General features: G+C 34.2%; 9 protein-coding genes and 1 pseudogene. 9 read left to right on the forward strand and 1 reads right to left on the reverse strand.

Annotation, left to right across the window (positions count from 1 at the left end; translation table 11 throughout):
* Nucleotides 1-16 precede the first annotated feature (16 nt).
* Nucleotides 17-610, forward strand: a complete 594-nt coding sequence (locus VQL36_RS07020; RefSeq protein WP_349248619.1) for a GNAT family protein — start codon at nt 17-19, stop codon at nt 608-610.
* Nucleotides 611-1,297: 687 nt separating this feature from the next.
* Here the strand turns inward: VQL36_RS07020 and VQL36_RS07025 are convergent.
* Nucleotides 1,298-2,437 (reverse strand): annotated as a pseudogene (locus tag VQL36_RS07025) (S8 family peptidase); the annotation flags it as partial.
* Between the two features lie 404 nt (nt 2,438-2,841).
* Between VQL36_RS07025 and VQL36_RS07030 the strand changes: the two are divergent.
* From VQL36_RS07030 to VQL36_RS07065, 8 genes are all read left to right on the forward strand, one after another.
* A complete protein-coding gene (locus tag VQL36_RS07030; protein ID WP_349248621.1) occupies nt 2,842-4,020 on the forward strand; it encodes an acetyl-CoA C-acetyltransferase in 1,179 nt (392 codons plus the stop codon).
* 16 nt (nt 4,021-4,036) lie between these two features.
* Nucleotides 4,037-4,888: a 3-hydroxybutyryl-CoA dehydrogenase gene (locus VQL36_RS07035; RefSeq protein WP_349248622.1), complete on the forward strand. Its 852-nt coding sequence runs from the start codon at nt 4,037-4,039 to the stop codon at nt 4,886-4,888.
* A 76-nt stretch (nt 4,889-4,964) separates the two neighbouring features.
* The gene (locus VQL36_RS07040; protein WP_349248623.1) at nt 4,965-6,098 is read left to right on the forward strand and encodes an acyl-CoA dehydrogenase; all 1,134 of its coding nucleotides are present in this window, start codon (nt 4,965-4,967) and stop codon (nt 6,096-6,098) included.
* Between the two features lie 38 nt (nt 6,099-6,136).
* Complete coding sequence (locus tag VQL36_RS07045) at nt 6,137-7,276, forward strand: acyl-CoA dehydrogenase (RefSeq protein WP_349248624.1); 1,140 nt, start codon at nt 6,137-6,139, stop codon at nt 7,274-7,276.
* 48 nt (nt 7,277-7,324) lie between these two features.
* Complete coding sequence (gene icmF, locus VQL36_RS07050) at nt 7,325-10,603, forward strand: fused isobutyryl-CoA mutase/GTPase IcmF (protein ID WP_349248625.1); 3,279 nt, start codon at nt 7,325-7,327, stop codon at nt 10,601-10,603.
* Between the two features lie 314 nt (nt 10,604-10,917).
* Nucleotides 10,918-15,402 carry an amino acid adenylation domain-containing protein gene (locus VQL36_RS07055; protein WP_349248626.1) on the forward strand — a complete coding sequence of 1,495 codons (4,485 nt, stop codon included), beginning with the start codon at nt 10,918-10,920 and terminating at the stop codon, nt 15,400-15,402.
* A gap of 46 nt (nt 15,403-15,448) precedes the next feature.
* Entirely contained in the window at nt 15,449-16,702 is a 1,254-nt protein-coding gene (locus tag VQL36_RS07060) for a macrolide family glycosyltransferase (RefSeq protein WP_349248627.1), read from the forward strand.
* Nucleotides 16,689-19,775, forward strand: a complete 3,087-nt coding sequence (locus VQL36_RS07065) for a cyclic peptide export ABC transporter (protein WP_349248628.1) — start codon at nt 16,689-16,691, stop codon at nt 19,773-19,775. The genes VQL36_RS07060 and VQL36_RS07065 overlap by 14 nt, the downstream gene beginning before the upstream one ends.
* Nucleotides 19,776-19,780 lie beyond the last annotated feature (5 nt).

Consider the following 19,780-nt stretch of genomic DNA (forward strand, 5'->3'; position numbering starts at 1 on the left):
AATTTCGGAGGGGTATATGATAACAAATATAATAAACATCGTAGGTCAAAAAGTGATTTTAAGAGACTTAACAGAAAAAGATGTAGAGATGATATACTATTGGAATTATGAAGCTGATGATAGAGAGCATTTAAAGTGGAACGGTCCTTATTACAATAGACCTGAAAAGACTCTTGATCAGTTTTTGGAAGATCATAAGGATGATTTTATAAAAGTTGGCACAGCTCAACCGAGGAATATATTAGTCATTGAAGTTGATGGTAAGTTAATTGGTACAGTAAGCTGGTATTGGGAGGATGAATGTACGAATTGGCTTAATAATGGAATTGTTATTTATGATTCTAAATATTGGTCTGGTGGATATGGAACAGAATCTTTTTCCTTATGGACGGATTATATTTTCAAAAAAATGGATGTTGTAAGGATAGGCATTTCTACTTGGTCAGGAAATGAAAGAATGATTCGCCTAGCTAGTAAGATAGGTATGGTAGAGGAAGGAAGAATTAGAAAAGCTAGAATTGTAAATGGGGAGTATTATGATTCTGTTAAGATGGGGATTTTAAGAGAGGAATGGATGGAGTTGATCAAACAACATCCTAAGCCCAGTTAGAGGCTTAGGATGTTTTCGGATGGCTTTTATAATCAAATATGATTAGGGGTTAAATAAGATAGTTTTTAAAAAAAACTGTCTCTAATCTATCGCTTGTTCTAATGACGTGGACGCTGTATTTTGTACGATTTTGACATCATCTACTCCAGCCTCTACCAAGCTAGGGCTGCCAGCATCTGCCGCTTCGATTTGAAGATGAACATTCTCTCCAGCATAAGCTGAAAGATCAAGAGATTGATTGGACCAAGCTGCATCTTGATCACTGGATGTTCCTAATTCTTCAAATAAAGTTACAACGCTTCCATCTGGACGAACGAGTTTCAAACGGAAGAAATCATCACTATTAGCATTAGAATAATGACTTAAGTAATAAGTGAAAGATAATGTAAGTGATCCATCAGTTGGTAATGAAATAGCAGGTGATTTAATAGTAGTGACTCCACTATCAATATCATTGGCACCTACAGAACTACCTGCACTTCCTCCAGTTACAAGATCATAACTTCCACTTGGTGTTGTTCCTTGTTGTTTTGTTCCGCTATAGCTTGTAGTTTCAGGATTTGCTCTTTCCCACATACCTGTTGTAGCAGTATCGCTTCCGTTAGGGTTTGCAGTCCAACCTTTATTCGTTTCGAAATCATCTTCAAATACTACAGTTGGATCGGGACCAGGGACATCCCCCCCACTTACTGCAGCAAATGCATTCACTCTTCCATGCTCCCAATAACTTCCTGTTCCAGTAATTGCGTCTGCAGTACTTTCGATTCTATCGCGGATTTCAACATTTGTTAAACCTTGTGATGCAAGTAGACCTGCTAAACCAGCAGTATGTGGAGCAGCCATCGATGTTCCGCTGATTGTATTATATCCACCATTATTCCACGTAGAAATAATATCTTGACCAGGTGCAGCCACATCTACCCAAGATCCATAAGTAGAAAACCATGCTTTATTGTCGTTGGAATCTGTAGCAGCCACTGCCAATGAATTTGTATAGTAGGCTGGGTAATGTGGACTAGTCGATCCTGCATTACCAGCAGCAGCTACGACAACAACGCCTTGATTCCACGCATAGTTAACAGCACTTTCTACTGCTGAAGAAGGAGCAGTGCTTCCAAGACTTAAGTTAATTACATCTGCTCCATTATTTGCAGCATAAGTAATTCCATCAGCAACACCTTGATTTGTACCTGAACCAGCATTGTTCAGTACGCGTACAGGCATGATACTAACATTTGGAGCTACACCAGCAACCCCTATACTATTGTTCGTAATTGCTCCGACTGTTCCAGCTACATGTGTGCCGTGTCCATTCCCATCAGAAGGATCGTTATCATTATCGATGAAGTCATAACCTGAGGTTACTTTCCCTTGCAAATCTTCATGATTTGCTTGAACTCCTGTGTCAATAACAGCAACGACAACAGATGAGCTACCTTGTGTGATGTCCCAAGCTTGCTCGGCATTCATTTTTTGAGGACCATATTGGTTACTTGAATAAAGTGGATCGTTTGGAGTAAATAGAGCGTAGTATTCAATAATAGGTTCTGCATATTCTACATCGGCTCTGTTTTTATATTGTTTTAAGGCTTTCTCTACAGATTTTCCTTTGACTTTGATAACTTCAAAACCAATTTGTTCATTTTTCTTAATGACCTCTGCTTTTTCTTCTTGATGGATTTGTTTTATCATTTCTTTGGAAGTTTTATCTTTGAATTTTACTATGATTGTACTGTCTTGTGAAGTAGACTCTGCTGAACTAGTAATTGAAAAAGATAGAATTAGTGCAATTGCCATAAAAACAGAAAATAATTGTTTTAATTTCATTGCTTACCCTCCGATTATTTTTTTGTTACAAAAGCCATCACCTAATTTCATTTAACTATCAAATTATCCCCTAAGTCATACTTTACAGAATATTCTTAATTTTGTAAATATATAACATAAAAGTTTATATTATGAATCTTTATAAAATTGAAACATTTTCTTTGTTTATTATGAATATCAATTATAGTTTAATTTAAAATTATGCATGTTAATAGAGCATTTAACTAACACATAACCATTTTAACACGTTAAACTGGTAATAAAAATAAAAAATGAAACATATTTCTATTTTTATTTTTTTCCGATATAATAGAATTGTAGAAATTAATTTAATATATCTGTAATGGAAGCGCATACAGGATAAATATAACCTTTGTATCCAATGGAATTAAGGAGGAATTTTTGTGGGGAAAACAGTGATTTTAAGTGCAGTTCGTACACCTTTTGGAAAATTTGGAGGGGGTTTAAACTCATTAAAAGCCGTCGAGTTAGGTGGTATAGCTGTAAAGGAAGCGCTAGTTCGTGCTGGTGTCAATCCTGAAAATGTAGATGAAGTTATTTTGGGCTCTGTATTACAGGGGGGACAAGGGCAAATCCCTTCAAGACAAGCTGCTAGATTAGCTGATATACCTTGGGATGTCAAAACGGAAACGATAAATAAAGTTTGCGCATCAGGTTTAAGAAGTATTACGTTAGGAGATCAAATCATTCGTTCAGGTGATGAGGAAGTGATTGTAGCAGGAGGAATGGAATCTATGAGTAATGCCCCTTACTTTATGGATAAAGCACGTTGGGGTTTAAGAATGGGTGATAACAGTGTGAAAGATATGATGATTCATGATGGTTTAACTTGCAGTTTTTTTGGTGTGCATATGGGTACCTATGGAAATGGAGTTGCAGAAGAATACAGAATAACTCGTGAAGAACAGGATGAATGGGCTTTTGGAAGTCATCAAAAAGCACTTGAGGCTATTGAATCAGGGAAGTTAGCAGAAGAGATTGTATCTGTTGAAGTCCCTGGTAAAAAAGGTCAGTTTCAGATTGTAGAACAAGATGAAGCCCCTAGAAAAGACACTAGCTTAGAAAAACTTACATCATTAAAACCTGTATTTGGAAAATATGGAACGATCACAGCTGGAAATGCACCTGGAGTGAATGATGGTGCAGCAGCTCTCGTATTAATGGATGAAGAACGTGCACAACGTGAAGGTAAACAGCCTATTGCTACTATTTTAGGTCATGCAGAAATCGCTGTAGAAGCAAAAGATTTTCCTAAAACACCTGGTCTTGTTATTAATAAATTATTACAAAAAACAGGAAAAACAACAGACGATATTGATTTGTTTGAAATAAATGAAGCCTTTGCAGCAGTTGCTTTGGCGAGTAAACAAATTGCTTCTTTGGACGTAAATAAAATTAATGTAAATGGAGGAGCCGTTGCACTTGGACATCCAATAGGAGCTAGTGGAGCTAGGATAGTCACTACGCTAATTCATGAGTTAAGAAGACGAGGTGGAGGATTAGGTGTTGCAGCAATTTGTAGTGGCGGGGGACAAGGAGATGCCTTATTGATAGAAGTGTAAACGGAGGGAAGTTCAAATGAAGATACAAAAAATAATGGTGATTGGTGCAGGACAAATGGGTGCTGGAATAGCACAAGTTTGTGCAATGTCAGGGTTTGATGTTGTCTTAAATGATATCGATCAAAAAAGTATAAATCGAGGAATAAATACCATCCAAAAAAATTTATCACGCCAAGTAGAAAAAGAGCGTATAAGCAATGAACAGAAACAATCGGTTTTAGAGCGAATTACTTCTACTTTACTTCTTAATGAGGTAAGTGATGTAGATCTGGTAATTGAAGCAGCAGTTGAGAATATGGAGGTAAAGTCAAACCTTTTTGCTAAATTAGATTCCATCACATCAGAACATACCATTTTAGCAACAAATACTTCTTCACTTCCTATTACTGAAATTGCTGCAGCAACTAAACGACCTGAAAAAGTGATCGGCATGCATTTTATGAATCCTGTACCCGTGATGAAGTTAGTTGAAATCATTCGAGGGTTAGCAACGAGTGATGAGGTTTATGAAATAATTGAGGATTTAACAGAAAAACTGAACAAAGTCCCCGTAGAAGTAAATGATTTTCCAGGTTTTGTTTCTAATCGAATTTTAATGCCAATGATTAATGAAGCCATATATACAGTTTACGAGGGAGTTGCAACACCTGAAGCGGTTGATGAAGTCATGAAGTTAGGCATGAATCATCCTATGGGTCCATTGACACTCGCAGATTTTATAGGTTTGGATACTTGTTTGTATATTATGGAAATCTTGCATGATGGTTTTGGTGACGATAAATATCGTGCGTGCCCGTTGTTAAGAAAATATGTTAAAGCAGGTTGGTTAGGAAGAAAATCAGGTAGAGGATTTTATATTTATGAATAAAAAACAATCGTTGTTTTAGAGATATTTTTAAAATTCAACTTATATCTTAGAAAGTGAATATTAGGGGGAATGAATATTGAACCTTAGATTTACATCTGAACAAGAAATGTTGAAAAAGATGGTTAGAGCTTTTGCAGAGGATGAAATCACTCCTTTTATTGATCGTTTAGAAAATGGGGAATTTCCTAGAGAAATCATTAATAAAATGTCTAAACTTGGACTGTTAGGAATTACAATTCCTGAAAAATTTGGTGGAGCAGCAATGGATTTTACTTCATACATTATTGCTATTCATGAAATATCTAAGGTTAGCGCGGCTCTAGGTGTTATTTTATCTGTTCATACTTCCGTTGGGACAAATCCAATTCTCTATTATGGAACAAAGGAGCAGGTGTCAAAGTATATACCTAGATTAGCTTCAGGATCACATCTGGGAGCCTTTTGTTTGACAGAATCAAGTTCGGGATCAGATGCAGCCAGTCTCAAAACAAAAGCAATAAAACAAGGGGATTATTATGTTTTGAATGGTTCAAAGATGTTTGTAACTAATGGCGGAGAAGCGGACACCTATATATGTTTTGCTAGAACAGATCAAAGTCAAACAGGGAGTCGTGGCATTTCTGCATTCATAGTTGAAAAGAATACTGAGGGGTTAGTGTTCGGTAAAGATGAGAAGAAAATGGGTTTACATGGTTCGAGGACGGTTCAATTAATATTTGATAATATGAAGATACCCTCTTCAAATTTATTAGGTGAAGAAGGACAGGGTTTTAAAATTGCCTTAGCTAACTTAGAAGTTGGACGAATTGGAATTGCTGCACAGGCGTTAGGTATTGCAGAAGCAGCATGTGAGCATGCAATCAAGTATGCCAAAGAGCGTCAACAATTTGGAAAACCGATTGCTGAGCAACAAGGGATAGCATTTAAACTAGCAGATATGGTAACTCTTGTGGAAACTGCAAGATTACTAGTTTATCGTGCAGCTTTTTTAAAGACGAGTGGTTTACCGTGTAGAAAAGAAGCTTCAATGGCAAAATTATATGCATCTAAAGCTGCAATGGAAGTTACAACGGAAGCAATACAAGTATTTGGTGGTTATGGTTATACAAAGGAATATCCAGTTGAACGCTTTTTTAGAGACGCAAAAGTGACTCAGTTGTATGAAGGTACTAGTGAAATTCAAAAAATTGTAATTAGTAAAGAACTTTAAATAGATTTTGTTCAAAAATTGCTGAAAGGTAGATGGTTATGAATTTTAAACTAACAGAAGAACATACCATGATTCAAGACATGATTCGTGATTTTGCTAAAAATGAAGTGGCACACACAGCGGCTGAACGTGATGAAGAGGAACGTTTTGATCGTGAGATTTTTGATAAAATGGCTGAATTAGGACTAACAGGAATTCCTTGGCCAGAACAATATGGAGGGATAGGCAGTGATTATTTAGCATACTGCATAGTTGTTGAAGAGCTTTCACGCGTTTGCGCTTCAACTGGAGTTACGTTATCTGCCCATACATCATTGGCTGGATGGCCTATTTATACGTTTGGAACAGAAGAACAAAAGCAGAAATATTTAAAACCAATGGCATTAGGTAATTCAATTGGTGCATATGGTTTAACAGAGTCTGGTTCTGGTTCAGATGCAGGAGGTATGAAAACTACTGCAGTACGAGATGGGGATGACTATATACTGAATGGATCAAAGATTTTTATAACAAATGGGGGCGTAGCTGATTATTATGTTGTTTTTGCTCTTACAGATCCTTCAAGCAAACATAATGGAACAAGTGCATTCATTGTCGAGAAAGACTTTAAAGGATTTTTGGTAGGTAAAAAGGAAAGTAAACTCGGTATTCGTTCTTCACCTACGACAGAAATCATCTTTGAAGATTGTCGTGTTCCGATGGAAAATAGGTTAGGAAAAGAAGGCGAAGGCTTTAAAATTGCTATGAAGACATTAGATGGAGGACGTAACGGCATAGCAGCACAAGCGGTAGGTATTGCTCAAGGTGCACTTGACGCTGCAATCGCTTATGCGAAAGAAAGACATCAATTTGGTAAGCCGATCATTCATCAGCAAGGAATTAGCTTTAAGTTAGCAGAGATGGCTACTAGTATTGAAGCAGCAAGATTATTAACTTATCAAGCAGCTTGGTTGGAATCAGAAGGTTTGCCTTACGGAAAAGAGTCAGCCATGTCTAAATTGTTTGCAGGAGATACTGCAATGAAAGTGACAACAGAGGCTGTACAAGTTTTTGGTGGATATGGGTATACAAAGGATTATCCTGTAGAACGTTATATGAGAGACGCTAAAATTACCCAGATATATGAAGGGACGCAAGAAATTCAAAAGCTAGTTATTGGAAGAATGTTAACAAAGTAACATTAATGCAGATATAGTAAAATATAGGATGCAATCCTTAAAAACATAATGAGATTACTGAAGGGGGTATTTCTTTTGAGTAGCGAAGAAATATATCGTCCACAAAACCACATTCGATTCGTTACTGCATCCAGTCTTTTTGACGGACATGATGCATCGATTAACATAATGAGGAGAATTTTACAGGCTAGTGGTGCAGAGGTTATTCATTTAGGTCATAACAGATCGGTAGAGGAAGTGGTGAATGCAGCGATTCAAGAAGATGTTCAGGGTATTGCAATCTCCTCTTACCAAGGTGGTCACGTAGAATATTTTAAGTATATGTATGATTTATTAAATGAAAAAGGTGCATCACATATTCGAATTTATGGTGGTGGGGGTGGTGTGATTATCCCTCGTGAAATCCAAGAATTACATGAATACGGAATATCGGGTATTTTTACACCAGAAGATGGCAGAACCTTAGGGTTGCAGGGCATGATTAATAAAATGTTAGAGGAATGTGACTTTTTAACTATTAATCACAATATTTCAGAAGAAATAACTAAATTAAGAAATGGAGAACCTGTTTCCATAGCTAGAATGATCACTGCTGCTGAAATAAGTGTGAATGATGATTATGAACCAGCAACCCAAGTAATGAACAAAGTCAAACAAATGACTCGAAAAGTCCCTGTAATCGGTATAACTGGGACAGGTGGAGCTGGAAAAAGCTCACTTACAGATGAGCTGATTCGTAGATTTATAAATGAAATTCCCAATAAAAAAGTGGCTATTTTATCTGTTGATCCAACGAAACAAAAAACGGGTGGCGCATTATTAGGAGATCGAATTCGGATGAATGCGATATTTTCATCACGTATATATATGAGGAGTTTGGCAACTAGAGGATCAAGATCTGAATTATCTTTAGCGATTCATGATGCATTGGCTGTAGTGAAAGCAGCGGATTTTGATGTTATCGTTGTTGAAACGAGTGGAATTGGACAGGGAGATGCGGAAATCTCTGAAATTTGTGATGTAAGTTTATACGTTATGACAAGTGAGTTCGGAGCACCCTCTCAGCTTGAAAAAATTGATATGTTGGATTTTGCAGATTTAATTGTCATTAATAAGTTTGAGAGAAAAGGTTCAGAGGATGCTAAAAATCAAGTACAAAAGCAATTTCAACGCAGTCATACGTTATTTGAACAAGAACTAGATGAAATGCCTGTATATGGAACGATTGCAAGTCAATTTAATGATGCAGGAACAAATTCCTTGTTTGTAGCTCTAATTGAAAAATTAAATGAAAAATTGGGGTTGAATTGGACGACATCGTTAACTAAAGAGAAGGAAATCAAAAAACAAAATATCATTATTCCTAATAAACAAAGACATTATTTAAGAGACATTTCCGACACCGTCAGGAGATATCATGGACACGCAGAAGAGCAGGAAAACATTGCTCGATCTTTATATCAAATTGAAGGTACGATCAATATATTGAAGGAAAAAGACGAAGAAGTGTCACCTGCTTTGCAAGTTTATTTAGAGGACTATCACCAAAAATTGTCTGCATCATCTAGACGTATATTAGAACAATGGGAGGATCAAAAGCAAAAATATAGCTCTCAACAATTTATATCTAAAGTACGTGACAAAGAAATTGTCACTGATTTAACGACAACAAGTTTATCAGGATTACAAATTCCCAAAGTCTCTTTACCAAAGTTCAAAGACTATGGGGAAATTATTCGTTGGGTTTATAAAGAAAATGTGCCAGGTTCATTCCCTTATACTGCGGGAGTTTTTCCTTTTAAACGTGAAGGTGAAGATCCGAAACGTCAGTTTGCAGGTGAAGGAACACCTGAACGAACGAATCGTCGTTTTCATTATTTATCAAAGGATGATACGGCAAAAAGACTGAGTACTGCTTTTGATTCCGTTACTTTATATGGTGAAGATCCAGATATTCGACCTGATATTTACGGAAAAGTTGGAGAAAGTGGAGTCAGTATTTGTACACTAGATGATATGAATAAGTTGTATGATGGATTTGATTTATGCGCTCCAACGACTTCTGTATCGATGACAATTAACGGACCGGCCCCTATTATTTTAGCAATGTTTTTAAACACTGCAATTCAACAGCAAATACAGAAAGTACAAGGGGAATTGGGACGTCCTTTATCAGAAGATGAACAAATGGATGTGAAAAACAATACTTTACAATCCGTAAGAGGAACTGTGCAGGCAGATATTCTAAAAGAAGATCAAGGACAAAACACTTGTATTTTTTCAACAGAGTTTGCCCTGCGTTTAATGGGAGATATTCAGGCGTATTTTATTGAAAAGAACGTTCGTAATTATTATTCTGTATCCATTTCTGGTTACCATATTGCTGAAGCAGGTGCCAATCCAATTTCACAGCTGGCATTTACATTGTCAAATGGGTTTACCTATGTTGAATACTACTTAAGTCGGGGTATGAATATTGATGACTTTGCTCCGAATCTTTCTTTCTTTTTCAGTAATGGTCTAGATCCAGAATATACTGTAATAGGTAGGGTGGCTCGTCGTATTTGGGCAACTGTGATGCGTGATAAATATGGGGCAAATGAGCGAAGTCAAAAACTGAAATATCATGTACAAACATCAGGCAGATCTTTACATGCTCAAGAAATTGATTTTAATGATATTCGAACAACACTTCAGGCTTTAATGGCATTGCAAGACAATTGTAATTCTTTACACACCAATGCTTATGATGAAGCTATAACAACACCTACAGAAGAATCTGTTAGACGAGCAATGGCCATTCAAATGATCATAACGAAAGAACATGGACTAACAAAGAATGAAAATCCAATGCAAGGATCATTTATTATTGAAGAACTTACTGATCTTGTTGAGGAAGCTGTACTACAAGAATTTGAGCGTATCAATGATCGTGGTGGAGTATTAGGTGCAATGGAAACTCAATATCAACGCGGAAAAATACAAGAAGAATCCATGTATTATGAAATGAAAAAACACTCGGGTGAATTCCCGATCATAGGTGTGAACACATACATCAATCCGAATCCACCTTCAGATGAAGAAGTAAATAATATGGAGCTAGCGAGGGCGACTAAGGAAGAAAAAGAAACTCAAATTAGAAATTTGCATGACTTTCAGGAGCGAAATAAAGAACATTCGAATATTGCTTTAAATCGTTTAAAATCAAAAGCTATCAATGGAGAAAATATTTTTGAAGAACTAATGGAAACAGTAAAGGTAGCAAGTTTAGGACAAATTACAAAAGCTTTGTATGAAGTCGGGGGGCAGTATCGCAGAAATATGTAGATAGTGATTCAATGTTTATATTTTTATAAATTATAGAAAAATATTTTAGCTATTTGAGTGTAATAAACTTCTAATTATAAATTAGAAGTTTTATTTTTTCTAGACATATAAAGTTTAATTTTACAATTTATTACTATGAAAGCGCTAACGAAAAATATTGTTATTTTTATAAAATTTTTAGAAGGAAATTGTTAGAAAGTATAGAATACTTGGTATTTATATTTATTTATTTTTTTGAATGAATATTATCTTTGTTTGTATTAAAAAAAAGTTTTTTACTCTCATACAATTAGAAAGGAGGTGGGGATATCTGAATGTGTGATCAGATGAAAATAAAGTTATATCCATTAACACATCCTCAGAAAAGAGTATGGTATATTGAACAAATTTACCCCAACACCTCTATGTATAATATTGGTGGACCTGTAAAAATAAATGGTTTAATTGATTTTCAATTATTGGAAAGAGCAATTCAAACTCTAATTCGTGCACATGATGGATTAAGGATTAAATTATTCGAAGCTGATGGGGAAATTAGTCAGTATGTCAGTGAATATGAAGAAGAAGCTTTAAAATTTAAGGATTTTTCTACTTTTGAATATCCAGATCTTCATTTTAAACAGTGGGTGGAAGATGAGGCTGGAAAACCATTTATTTTAAATGAAAAATTATTTGAGTTTAGTTTATTTAGAATCTCAGATTCAGAAAATGGGTATCTTATAAAACTTCATCATATTATAGCAGACGGTTGGTCCATAAACATCATCACTGAACAGATTAGAGAAATTTATATGAAGTTACTTCATGGAGAATCCATTACAGGTGAACTTTCAATTTCATACTTGGAGTATATTAATCAAGAACAAACTTATTTTAAATCAGATCGCTTTATTAAAAATAAAAACTTTTGGAATAATTTATACAAAACTCTACCAGAAGGGTTTATAAACAAAAATTCAGATTTTACTAAAGGAACAAGAAAAACATTTCAAATAACACCTCAACTTTCCTCAAAGATTAAAAACTTTGCAAAAAATAATAATGTATCGTTAAATACATTTTTTATATTCTCATACCTTTTATATCAAAATAAAATCACACACCAAAGAGACCTCATTATAGGTACGCCTGTTCTAAACAGATCAGGTCAAAAGGAAAAAAGTATTTTAGGCATGTTTACGAGCACAATGCCTTTTAGATTTCAAATCGATGAAAAGGCTTCTATATTAGATACATTAAAATCTATGAATCGTGAATTGATGAGATGTTATTTCCATCAAAAATATCCCTATGATGTATTAATGAGAGATCTGCAGCTACAAAAAAGAGGATATCATCAATTATTTGATACAAGTGTAAATTATTATAATACGAAATTAGAAACTCAATTCAATGATTCCCAAGTAGAAAATATAGAATTTTATAGTGGACATCAAGTGTATTCTTTACAACTAGTTATTAAAGACTGGTTAGATTCTGGAAATTTAATGGTCGAATTTGATTATAAAACAAGTGAATACGATGAAGAAAAGATTGTAGGAATGTATCATCGATTGAATATTCTAATAAATAAAATTTTAGTAGATTGCAATGCAAAAATTGAAGAGATAAATCTTTTATCAAATAAAGAGAAAAGAGAGCTCATTACTGAATTTAATGCAACAGAGTCTCATTACCCAGAACATAAATCAATCATTCAATTATTTGAAGAGCAGGTTTCAAAAACTCCCGATAAAATAGCTATTCGATTTAATGAAAAAGAATATTCTTATCAGCGGTTAAATGAGAAAGTAAACCAACTCGCTAGGTTATTATTAAACAAAGGTTTACAAAAAGAATCCATTGTAGGATTACTAACATATCATTCTATTGAAAGTGTAATTAGTATGTTAGCGGTGTTGAAAGCTGGTGGAACTTACATGCCTATAGATCCTGATTATCCTGAAGACCGAATCACTTATATGCTTTTAGATTCAGATTGTAAAATGTTACTAGTTAATTTTGAGTATTGTAGACCATTTAATGGGGAGGTTATTAACCTTTGTAACGACGATATCTTTAAAGGAGATACTTCAAACCTTGATATTGAATACTTTTTGTTTCAATTAGCTTATGTCATTTACACATCAGGTTCTACAGGTAAGCCAAAAGGAGTGATGATTGAACAACAAGGGTTAGTGAATTATATATGGTGGGCAAAACAAATGTACGTAAAAGATGAATATGAAGTCTTCCCTCTTTATTCATCGTTAGCATTTGATTTAACGGTAACATCTATTTTTACACCACTAATCAGTGGAGGGAAGATTGTTGTATATCGAAATGATGAAGATGAGTATGTATTATACAAAATTCGTAGTGAAAATCAAGCTACTGTAGTGAAACTTACTCCTTCACATTTATCTTTATTAAAAGATATGGACAATACAAAGAGTTCAATTCAAAGGTTTATAGTTGGAGGAGAGGATCTGAGTGTAAATCTGTCAAGAAAGGTTTTTGAAAGCTTTGGTGGAAAAGTTGAAATCTTTAATGAATATGGACCAACTGAAACTGTTGTAGGGTGTATGATTCATAAATATAACATTGAAAAAGATGCCAAGCATTCTGTTCCCATTGGAAAACCTGCTCATAATGTAAACATTTATATTCTTGATCCAAACTTGAATCCTGTACCTGCAAATGAAATTGGGGAAATGTACATTTCTGGAGATGGAGTCGCAAGGGGATACTTAAATCGTGAAGATTTAACAAAGGAAAAGTTTATATGTAATCCATTTCATTCAGGGAAAAGGATGTATAAAACAGGTGATTTAGCAAGGTTTAATCTTGAGGGTCAAATCGAATATTTAGGGCGTTCAGATCATCAAGTAAAAATAAATGGTTATCGAATAGAACTAGGTGAGATTGAAAAACAACTTTTAAATGTTTCCTCCATTAAAGAAGCAGTCGTCATAGATGGTGAACATGAAAATGAGAGTAAGTTTCTTTGTGCCTATTTCGTAAGTACCCAGGAAGAGATGGTTTCAAATCATCTAAAAAATAAGTTGATAGGTCAATTACCTGATTATATGATTCCTACTTATTTTATTCAGTTGGATGGAATTCCTTTAACTGCAAATGGAAAAGTGAACAGAAGTTTGCTTCCAAAACCTGAATTAATACATCGTGAAGATACGAACTTTGTCTCTTACCGAAATGAAGCAGAACAGCAACTAGTTATCAGCATGGGTGAAGTTTTAAAGGGAGATAAAATCAGTATGAATGATAACTTCTATCACCATGGAGGAGACTCCATTAAAGCAATTCAAATTGTTTCAAAACTAAGGAGTCAGCAATACTCTATAAAAGTAAAGGACATTCTTTCCAATCCCATCTTAGACCAAATGGTCAAGTACATGAAAAAGAAGACTGAAAATCAAGTAGATGAAGTAACGGTGGAGGGAAAGATCAAACATACACCTATTGTGTCTTGGTTTTTATCACATAACTTTAATCAATTCAACCATTACAATCAATCAGTATTATTGGATTTGAAAAAAAAGATGAGTGCTGACAAGCTTGAACAAATCATAGATGAATTACTTGTACATCATGATTCCTTAAGAATAAATATTAATCCTAAAAACCAATTATTTTATAAGAAAAAGGCTGAATTGATTTTAACTAAAATAGAGCAGTTTGATTTATCGAACTATTCATATGATGTACAGCAAGTGAAAATGGCTCAAATAGGAGAACAGATTAAATCTCGATTTAGTCTTGAGCAAGATGTTTTATTGAAGGCTGCGTTATTCGATTTGGGAGAGCAGGGTCATAGAATGTTGTTAACTGCTCATCATCTAGTTATAGATGGCGTTTCATGGAGAATCATTTTAGAAGATATCGAAACGTTGTTGGCCAATATAGGTTTAAATAACAAACTATCTCTTCCTTCTAAAACATATTCCTTACAATCTTGGGCAGAAATGTTATGGGAAGTAAAGAATAAATTTCTAGAGGAAAAACAATACTGGATATCTATCCTTAAGGATGAACATGTAGTACCTGTTGATTTTCATTTAGGAGAGTTTAATTATGGGAGTTCAGTTACATTATCTTATGATCTGGATGAGGATCACACTAGTCAATTGTTAACGATTGCAAATGATACGTATCGTACGGAAGTGATGGATTTATTGATGATAGCTCTATCCAAAGCAATATGTGACACTTTTAACCTAAACGAAACTGTGATTGAACTAGAAGGTCATGGGAGAGACATTGATAAATTGGATATCTCTAGAACTGTAGGCTGGTTTACAAGTCTGTATCCATTTAAGTTATGCAAAATCCAATCAAATCTAAGTGATCACATTAAAACAATGAAAGAACAGATTCGTAATATTCCGAATAAAGGTTTAGGGTTTGGCATACTGAAATATTTGTCACAAGAAATCATCGATCAACAAGAGCACAATCGTATTCGGTTTAATTATTTGGGTGATTTTGAGCAGTTTTTACATAACGATTTCTTTTCATTATCTTCAGAAGATTCAGGAGCTGACTATAGTTCAAATAACAACTTAACTGCTTTAATAGATATCAATGGATTCGTTTTCAATAGAAAATTAAATATGAGATTTCAGTATTCCAAAAATCAATTTAAAGATGAGACCATACAAACATTTATGAATTTGTATTTGAATCATTTGAAAGATGTCATAAACCACTGTATAAAATCTGGAAGCCCACAGTATACTCCTTCTGATTTTGAAACTATCGAATTATCACAAGATGAACTAGACGATCTACTAACATGAAACATAAATCATTTACAAAAACGATATGCACATAGGAGGTGATTTTATGTCAACGGTGATTTACTTTGGTGTTGATTTAGCAGGACATGTGAACCCAACACTCGGGTTAATGAAAAAACTTGTGGATAGAAGAGAGGAGGTTTTTTATTATTGTACAGATGAGTATCGTGAAAAAATTGAAGAAACAGGAGCAAAGTTTAAAAGTTATCGAGATTTAGCTCATTTTGGTACTTATGATGGGGGAGGGATTGAAACATTCCTTGTTTTTGCTGATTTTATTCTAAGTAAAAGTAAAATCATTTTAGATCACTTATTAGATGAAATTGAACAACTTCAACCTGATTATATCATTCATGATGCATTTTGTTATTGGGGAAAAGAAGTCTCTAAGATATTAAATATTCCTGGTATTTCAGTTTTTGATAGCTTTGCATTTATAGATGAAATGGCAGATATAGACCCATCGTTTTTTATGGAGAACATACTTAGAGCTGGGGAGGATCCTCTGTATAAAAAATATAAGGGTAATACAAATATGTATAAGAAGCTAATTGAAAAAGTTTCTAAAAGCATAGCTAAAAAACATAACTTACAAGATACGAATGTAATCAATGATATTTTTTTAAGCAAACAAGGTTTAAATATTTTATTCACTTCCAAACAACTGCAAATTTATTCCGAAGCTTTTGATGATAGTTATTTATTTACAGGTTATTCGATTTATCATCGAAATGGAGAAGAGGACTTTCCTTCTGAAAAATTAGCGGATAAACCTCTTGTTTATATTTCGTTAGGTACGATATTCAATGATCGATTAGATATTTATAGAAATTTTATCAACGCTTTTGGTGATGCAGATTTACAGGTAGTGATGTCCATTGGTCAGAAAGTAAATATAGAAGATGTAGGATATATTCCTGAAAATTTCATCGTAAAAAATGTTGTACCTCAGCTTAAAGTTTTACAACAGGCAGATGTTTTTATTACACATGGCGGAGCAAATAGTGTACATGAAAGTATAAATTTCCTTGTGCCGATGGTTTTATTGCCACAAAACTTTGATCAGTTTATGGGAGCAATGGCAGTGGAAAGAGTTGGAGCAGGTATATATATCAGAAATCAAGAGGAAGGTATTTCTAACATAAAGATGGTCGTAAATAAAGTTCTAACAGAACCTAGTTATAAGGAAAATTGTAGAAAGATTAAGGATTCGTTTAAGAAGGCAGGGGGATTAGATAAGGCAGTTGAAGAAATATTTAAATTTGTAGGAAATAAGAGGGGGATTTATGAGAACACTTAAAATTTTTATCATATTAGTATCTCTTATGATGCTTCTTATTCAAAGCAGTGTTATCGCGTTTACGAACTTTTCAGATGAATTGAGAAGTGAAATAGAAGAGTACATTGGTGAAAGTATGGAACAATCTGATATTCCAGGACTATCAGTAGTGATTGTAAAAGAGGATGAAACGGTATATCAACAAGGTTTTGGTTATGCGGATGTGGAGAATCATATACCTGTTAATGAAAGTACATTGTTTGAACTTGGTTCTACAAGTAAAGCTTTTACTGGACTTGCTATATTACAGTTGGAAGAACAAGGGTTGATTAACTTAGAGGACTTTGTTACAGAGTACATCCCTTGGTTAAGTTTTGATTACGAAGGTCAGGACGAGGATATTACTTTAAAGCAGTTTTTATATCATACGAGCGGTATTCCATTTCAATCGATTAAAGAAATACCTATAAATGATAGCGAAGATGCATTAGAAACGACAGTAAGAACATTGATAGGAGAGACTTTAGCATTTAAACCTGGGGAACAATTTTTATATGCAACGATAAATTATGACGTGTTAGGTTTGGTTATAAAAGAGGTTACAGGCGTATCCTATGAAAATTATATGAAAAAAGAGCTTTTAGAGCCTTTACATTTAAACGACACTTATTTATTTAGAGCGGAAGAGGGTTCTCAATTGGCGGTAGGCTATAAACCAAGTTTATTACGTACTGTAGCGTATGACGCTCCGATGTATAGAGGAAATACACCTGCAGGATATTTGATTTCAAATGCAAATGATATGGCACAATGGTTGAAAATACAACTTGGCACAGCTTCAAATACAGATGGCTTTAAAGAAGTTGTAGAAACATCACATAAACCAGACCGTACCGTATCCCCAAATCTAGATGGTTCATCTTATGCAGCAGGGTGGGCTGTATTTCAAAATGGATCTGGAGAGATTTCTCACGGGGGAAATAATCCAAATTATGCTTCCTTTATTACTTTTCGACCTATAGATGGAATTGGAGTTGCAGTACTAGGTAATCTAAATTCTAGTGATATTCAGTTTATTGGTGAAGGAATTATGAACTTGATCAATGGCAAAGAATTAGAAAGTATGGGAACAGATTTTTATAAAAGTATGGACAACATCTCATCTGCAGTTATTTTTATTACGATCCCAATGATGCTGCTTGTTGTATGGTTTTTAGGCATAGCTATAAAACAGATTTTAATAAAAAAAAGGAAGTTTGAAGGAAATATTGCGAGGCTTTTTACTAGTTTAGTGTTCTTTAGTATTTTTATAGCAGGTTTCTCTTATTGTTTATATCAAATTCCTAACGTTTTATATTGGGGATTAAATTGGGATTTTGTAAACGTGTGGGCACCAAATAGTTTTACCATGGCAGTATTGTGTATATTTACATCTGGAATATTATTTAGTTTATACTACATGCTTACTTTATTTTTTCCAAAACATGATGATAAAGGAATGCTTGTATTAATTATGTTAAGTATCGTAAGTGGTTTTGGAAATGCACTTATCATTTTTATGGTCAATGAAGCTTTAAATCGAGGTGAAGGTTTTCAAAGCGGATTATTTACATATTTCGCTTTTGGAATTTTACTTTATGTTTTTGGTCAAAAATTAGTTCGTACAAAATTGATTAACATTGCAAATCATATGGTCTATCAAAAAAGGACGGAGTTAATAGATAAACTTCTTGGCACCTCCTTTCAAAACATAGATGCTATGGAGCAAGGTAAAATTGAAGCCTCGTTAAATAACGATACAGAAACGATCAGTGATTTTTCTAATATTGTCATTACAGGTGCAACGAGTTTGGTGACTTTAATTTGTTGTTTTGTTTATATGGGTATTATTAGCTTTTACGGTTTGTTAGCTTCGATATTATTTATTTTTATCGCAGCTGCTCTTCACTTTTTCTTTGGGAGACAAGCGAATAAATTGTGGGAACAAACTAGAGATATTCAAAATGTGTTTTTTAAATTTATCCGTAACCTAAATGATGGATTTAAAGAGCTGAGATTGAATCGTGAGAAACGAACAGATTTCAAACTGGATATGCAGAAAAGTAATCAAATGTATAAGGAAAAGCGGATTCAAGGAGACGTTAAGTTTGCAAACGTAAATGTGGTTGGTGAATTGCTCTTCACCTTTGTAATCGGTGGGGTAGCTTTTATGTTTCCAATTCTTTTTACAGATTTGAAAGTGGACTCTTTAAGAAGTTACGTGTTTGTTCTTTTATATATGACGGGACCAGTCCATGGCATTTTAGGGACGATACCTAATATATTTAGAGTTCGAATTAGCTGGAATCGAATTAATGAAATATCGAAGGAGTTAGATGCTGTTCATTTGAAACAAAATCAGTCCATCTTTGATCTCCATGAAATCGATGATAAAGTAGTTGAACTTCAACTTCGAGAGGTTGAATATTCTTATAAAACGAATGAAGGCGAGACATTTAAGGTAGGTCCGATTAACACTTCATTCAGATCAGGAGAGGTTACTTATATTACAGGTGGGAATGGCAGTGGGAAATCTACACTTGCAAAATTAGCCACAGGATTATACGAGGTGGAACGTGGCGAAATCACAATTAATGGTATTCAGGTGGATTCAGAAAAGCTAGGTGAAAAATATTCTGCAATTTTCAGTGATTTCCATTTGTTTGAAAAACTGTACGGCATTCAATATGAAATGAAAAACAAAGAAATCAATGAATACTTAGATCTGATGTTGTTAAAGGAAAAGGTTCATATTGAAAATGGGGTATTGAATACGGTCAAATTATCCACTGGACAAAGAAAAAGATTAGCTTTAATGATCAGTTACCTAGAGGATCGACCGATTTACCTTTTTGATGAATGGGCGGCAGATCAAGATCCAGAATTTAGAGAGTTATTTTACTACTCATTGTTACCTGAATTGAAAAAAAGAGGGAAATGTGTCATTGCGATTACACATGATGACAGATATTTTGATACTGCGGATAAAGTGATAAAAATGGAAATGGGGAAAATCGTTCAGTCAGCACAGCTTCATATTAGTGAGTCAGGGTAATAAAA

The sequence above is a fragment of the Chengkuizengella sp. SCS-71B genome (assembly GCF_040100845.1).
GTDB lineage: Bacteria > Bacillota > Bacilli > Paenibacillales > KCTC-33759 > Chengkuizengella.

Coding starts and splice junctions, on each gene's coding strand:
- VQL36_RS07020 (WP_349248619.1), top strand. CDS start 17: ATGATAACAAATATAATAAACATCGTAGGTCAAAAAGTGATTTTAAGA.
- VQL36_RS07035 (WP_349248622.1), top strand. CDS start 4,037: ATGAAGATACAAAAAATAATGGTGATTGGTGCAGGACAAATGGGTGCT.
- VQL36_RS07045 (WP_349248624.1), top strand. CDS start 6,137: ATGAATTTTAAACTAACAGAAGAACATACCATGATTCAAGACATGATT.
- icmF (WP_349248625.1), top strand. CDS start 7,325: ATGAGATTACTGAAGGGGGTATTTCTTTTGAGTAGCGAAGAAATATAT.
- VQL36_RS07055 (WP_349248626.1), top strand. CDS start 10,918: ATGTGTGATCAGATGAAAATAAAGTTATATCCATTAACACATCCTCAG.
- VQL36_RS07060 (WP_349248627.1), top strand. CDS start 15,449: ATGTCAACGGTGATTTACTTTGGTGTTGATTTAGCAGGACATGTGAAC.
- VQL36_RS07065 (WP_349248628.1), top strand. CDS start 16,689: ATGAGAACACTTAAAATTTTTATCATATTAGTATCTCTTATGATGCTT.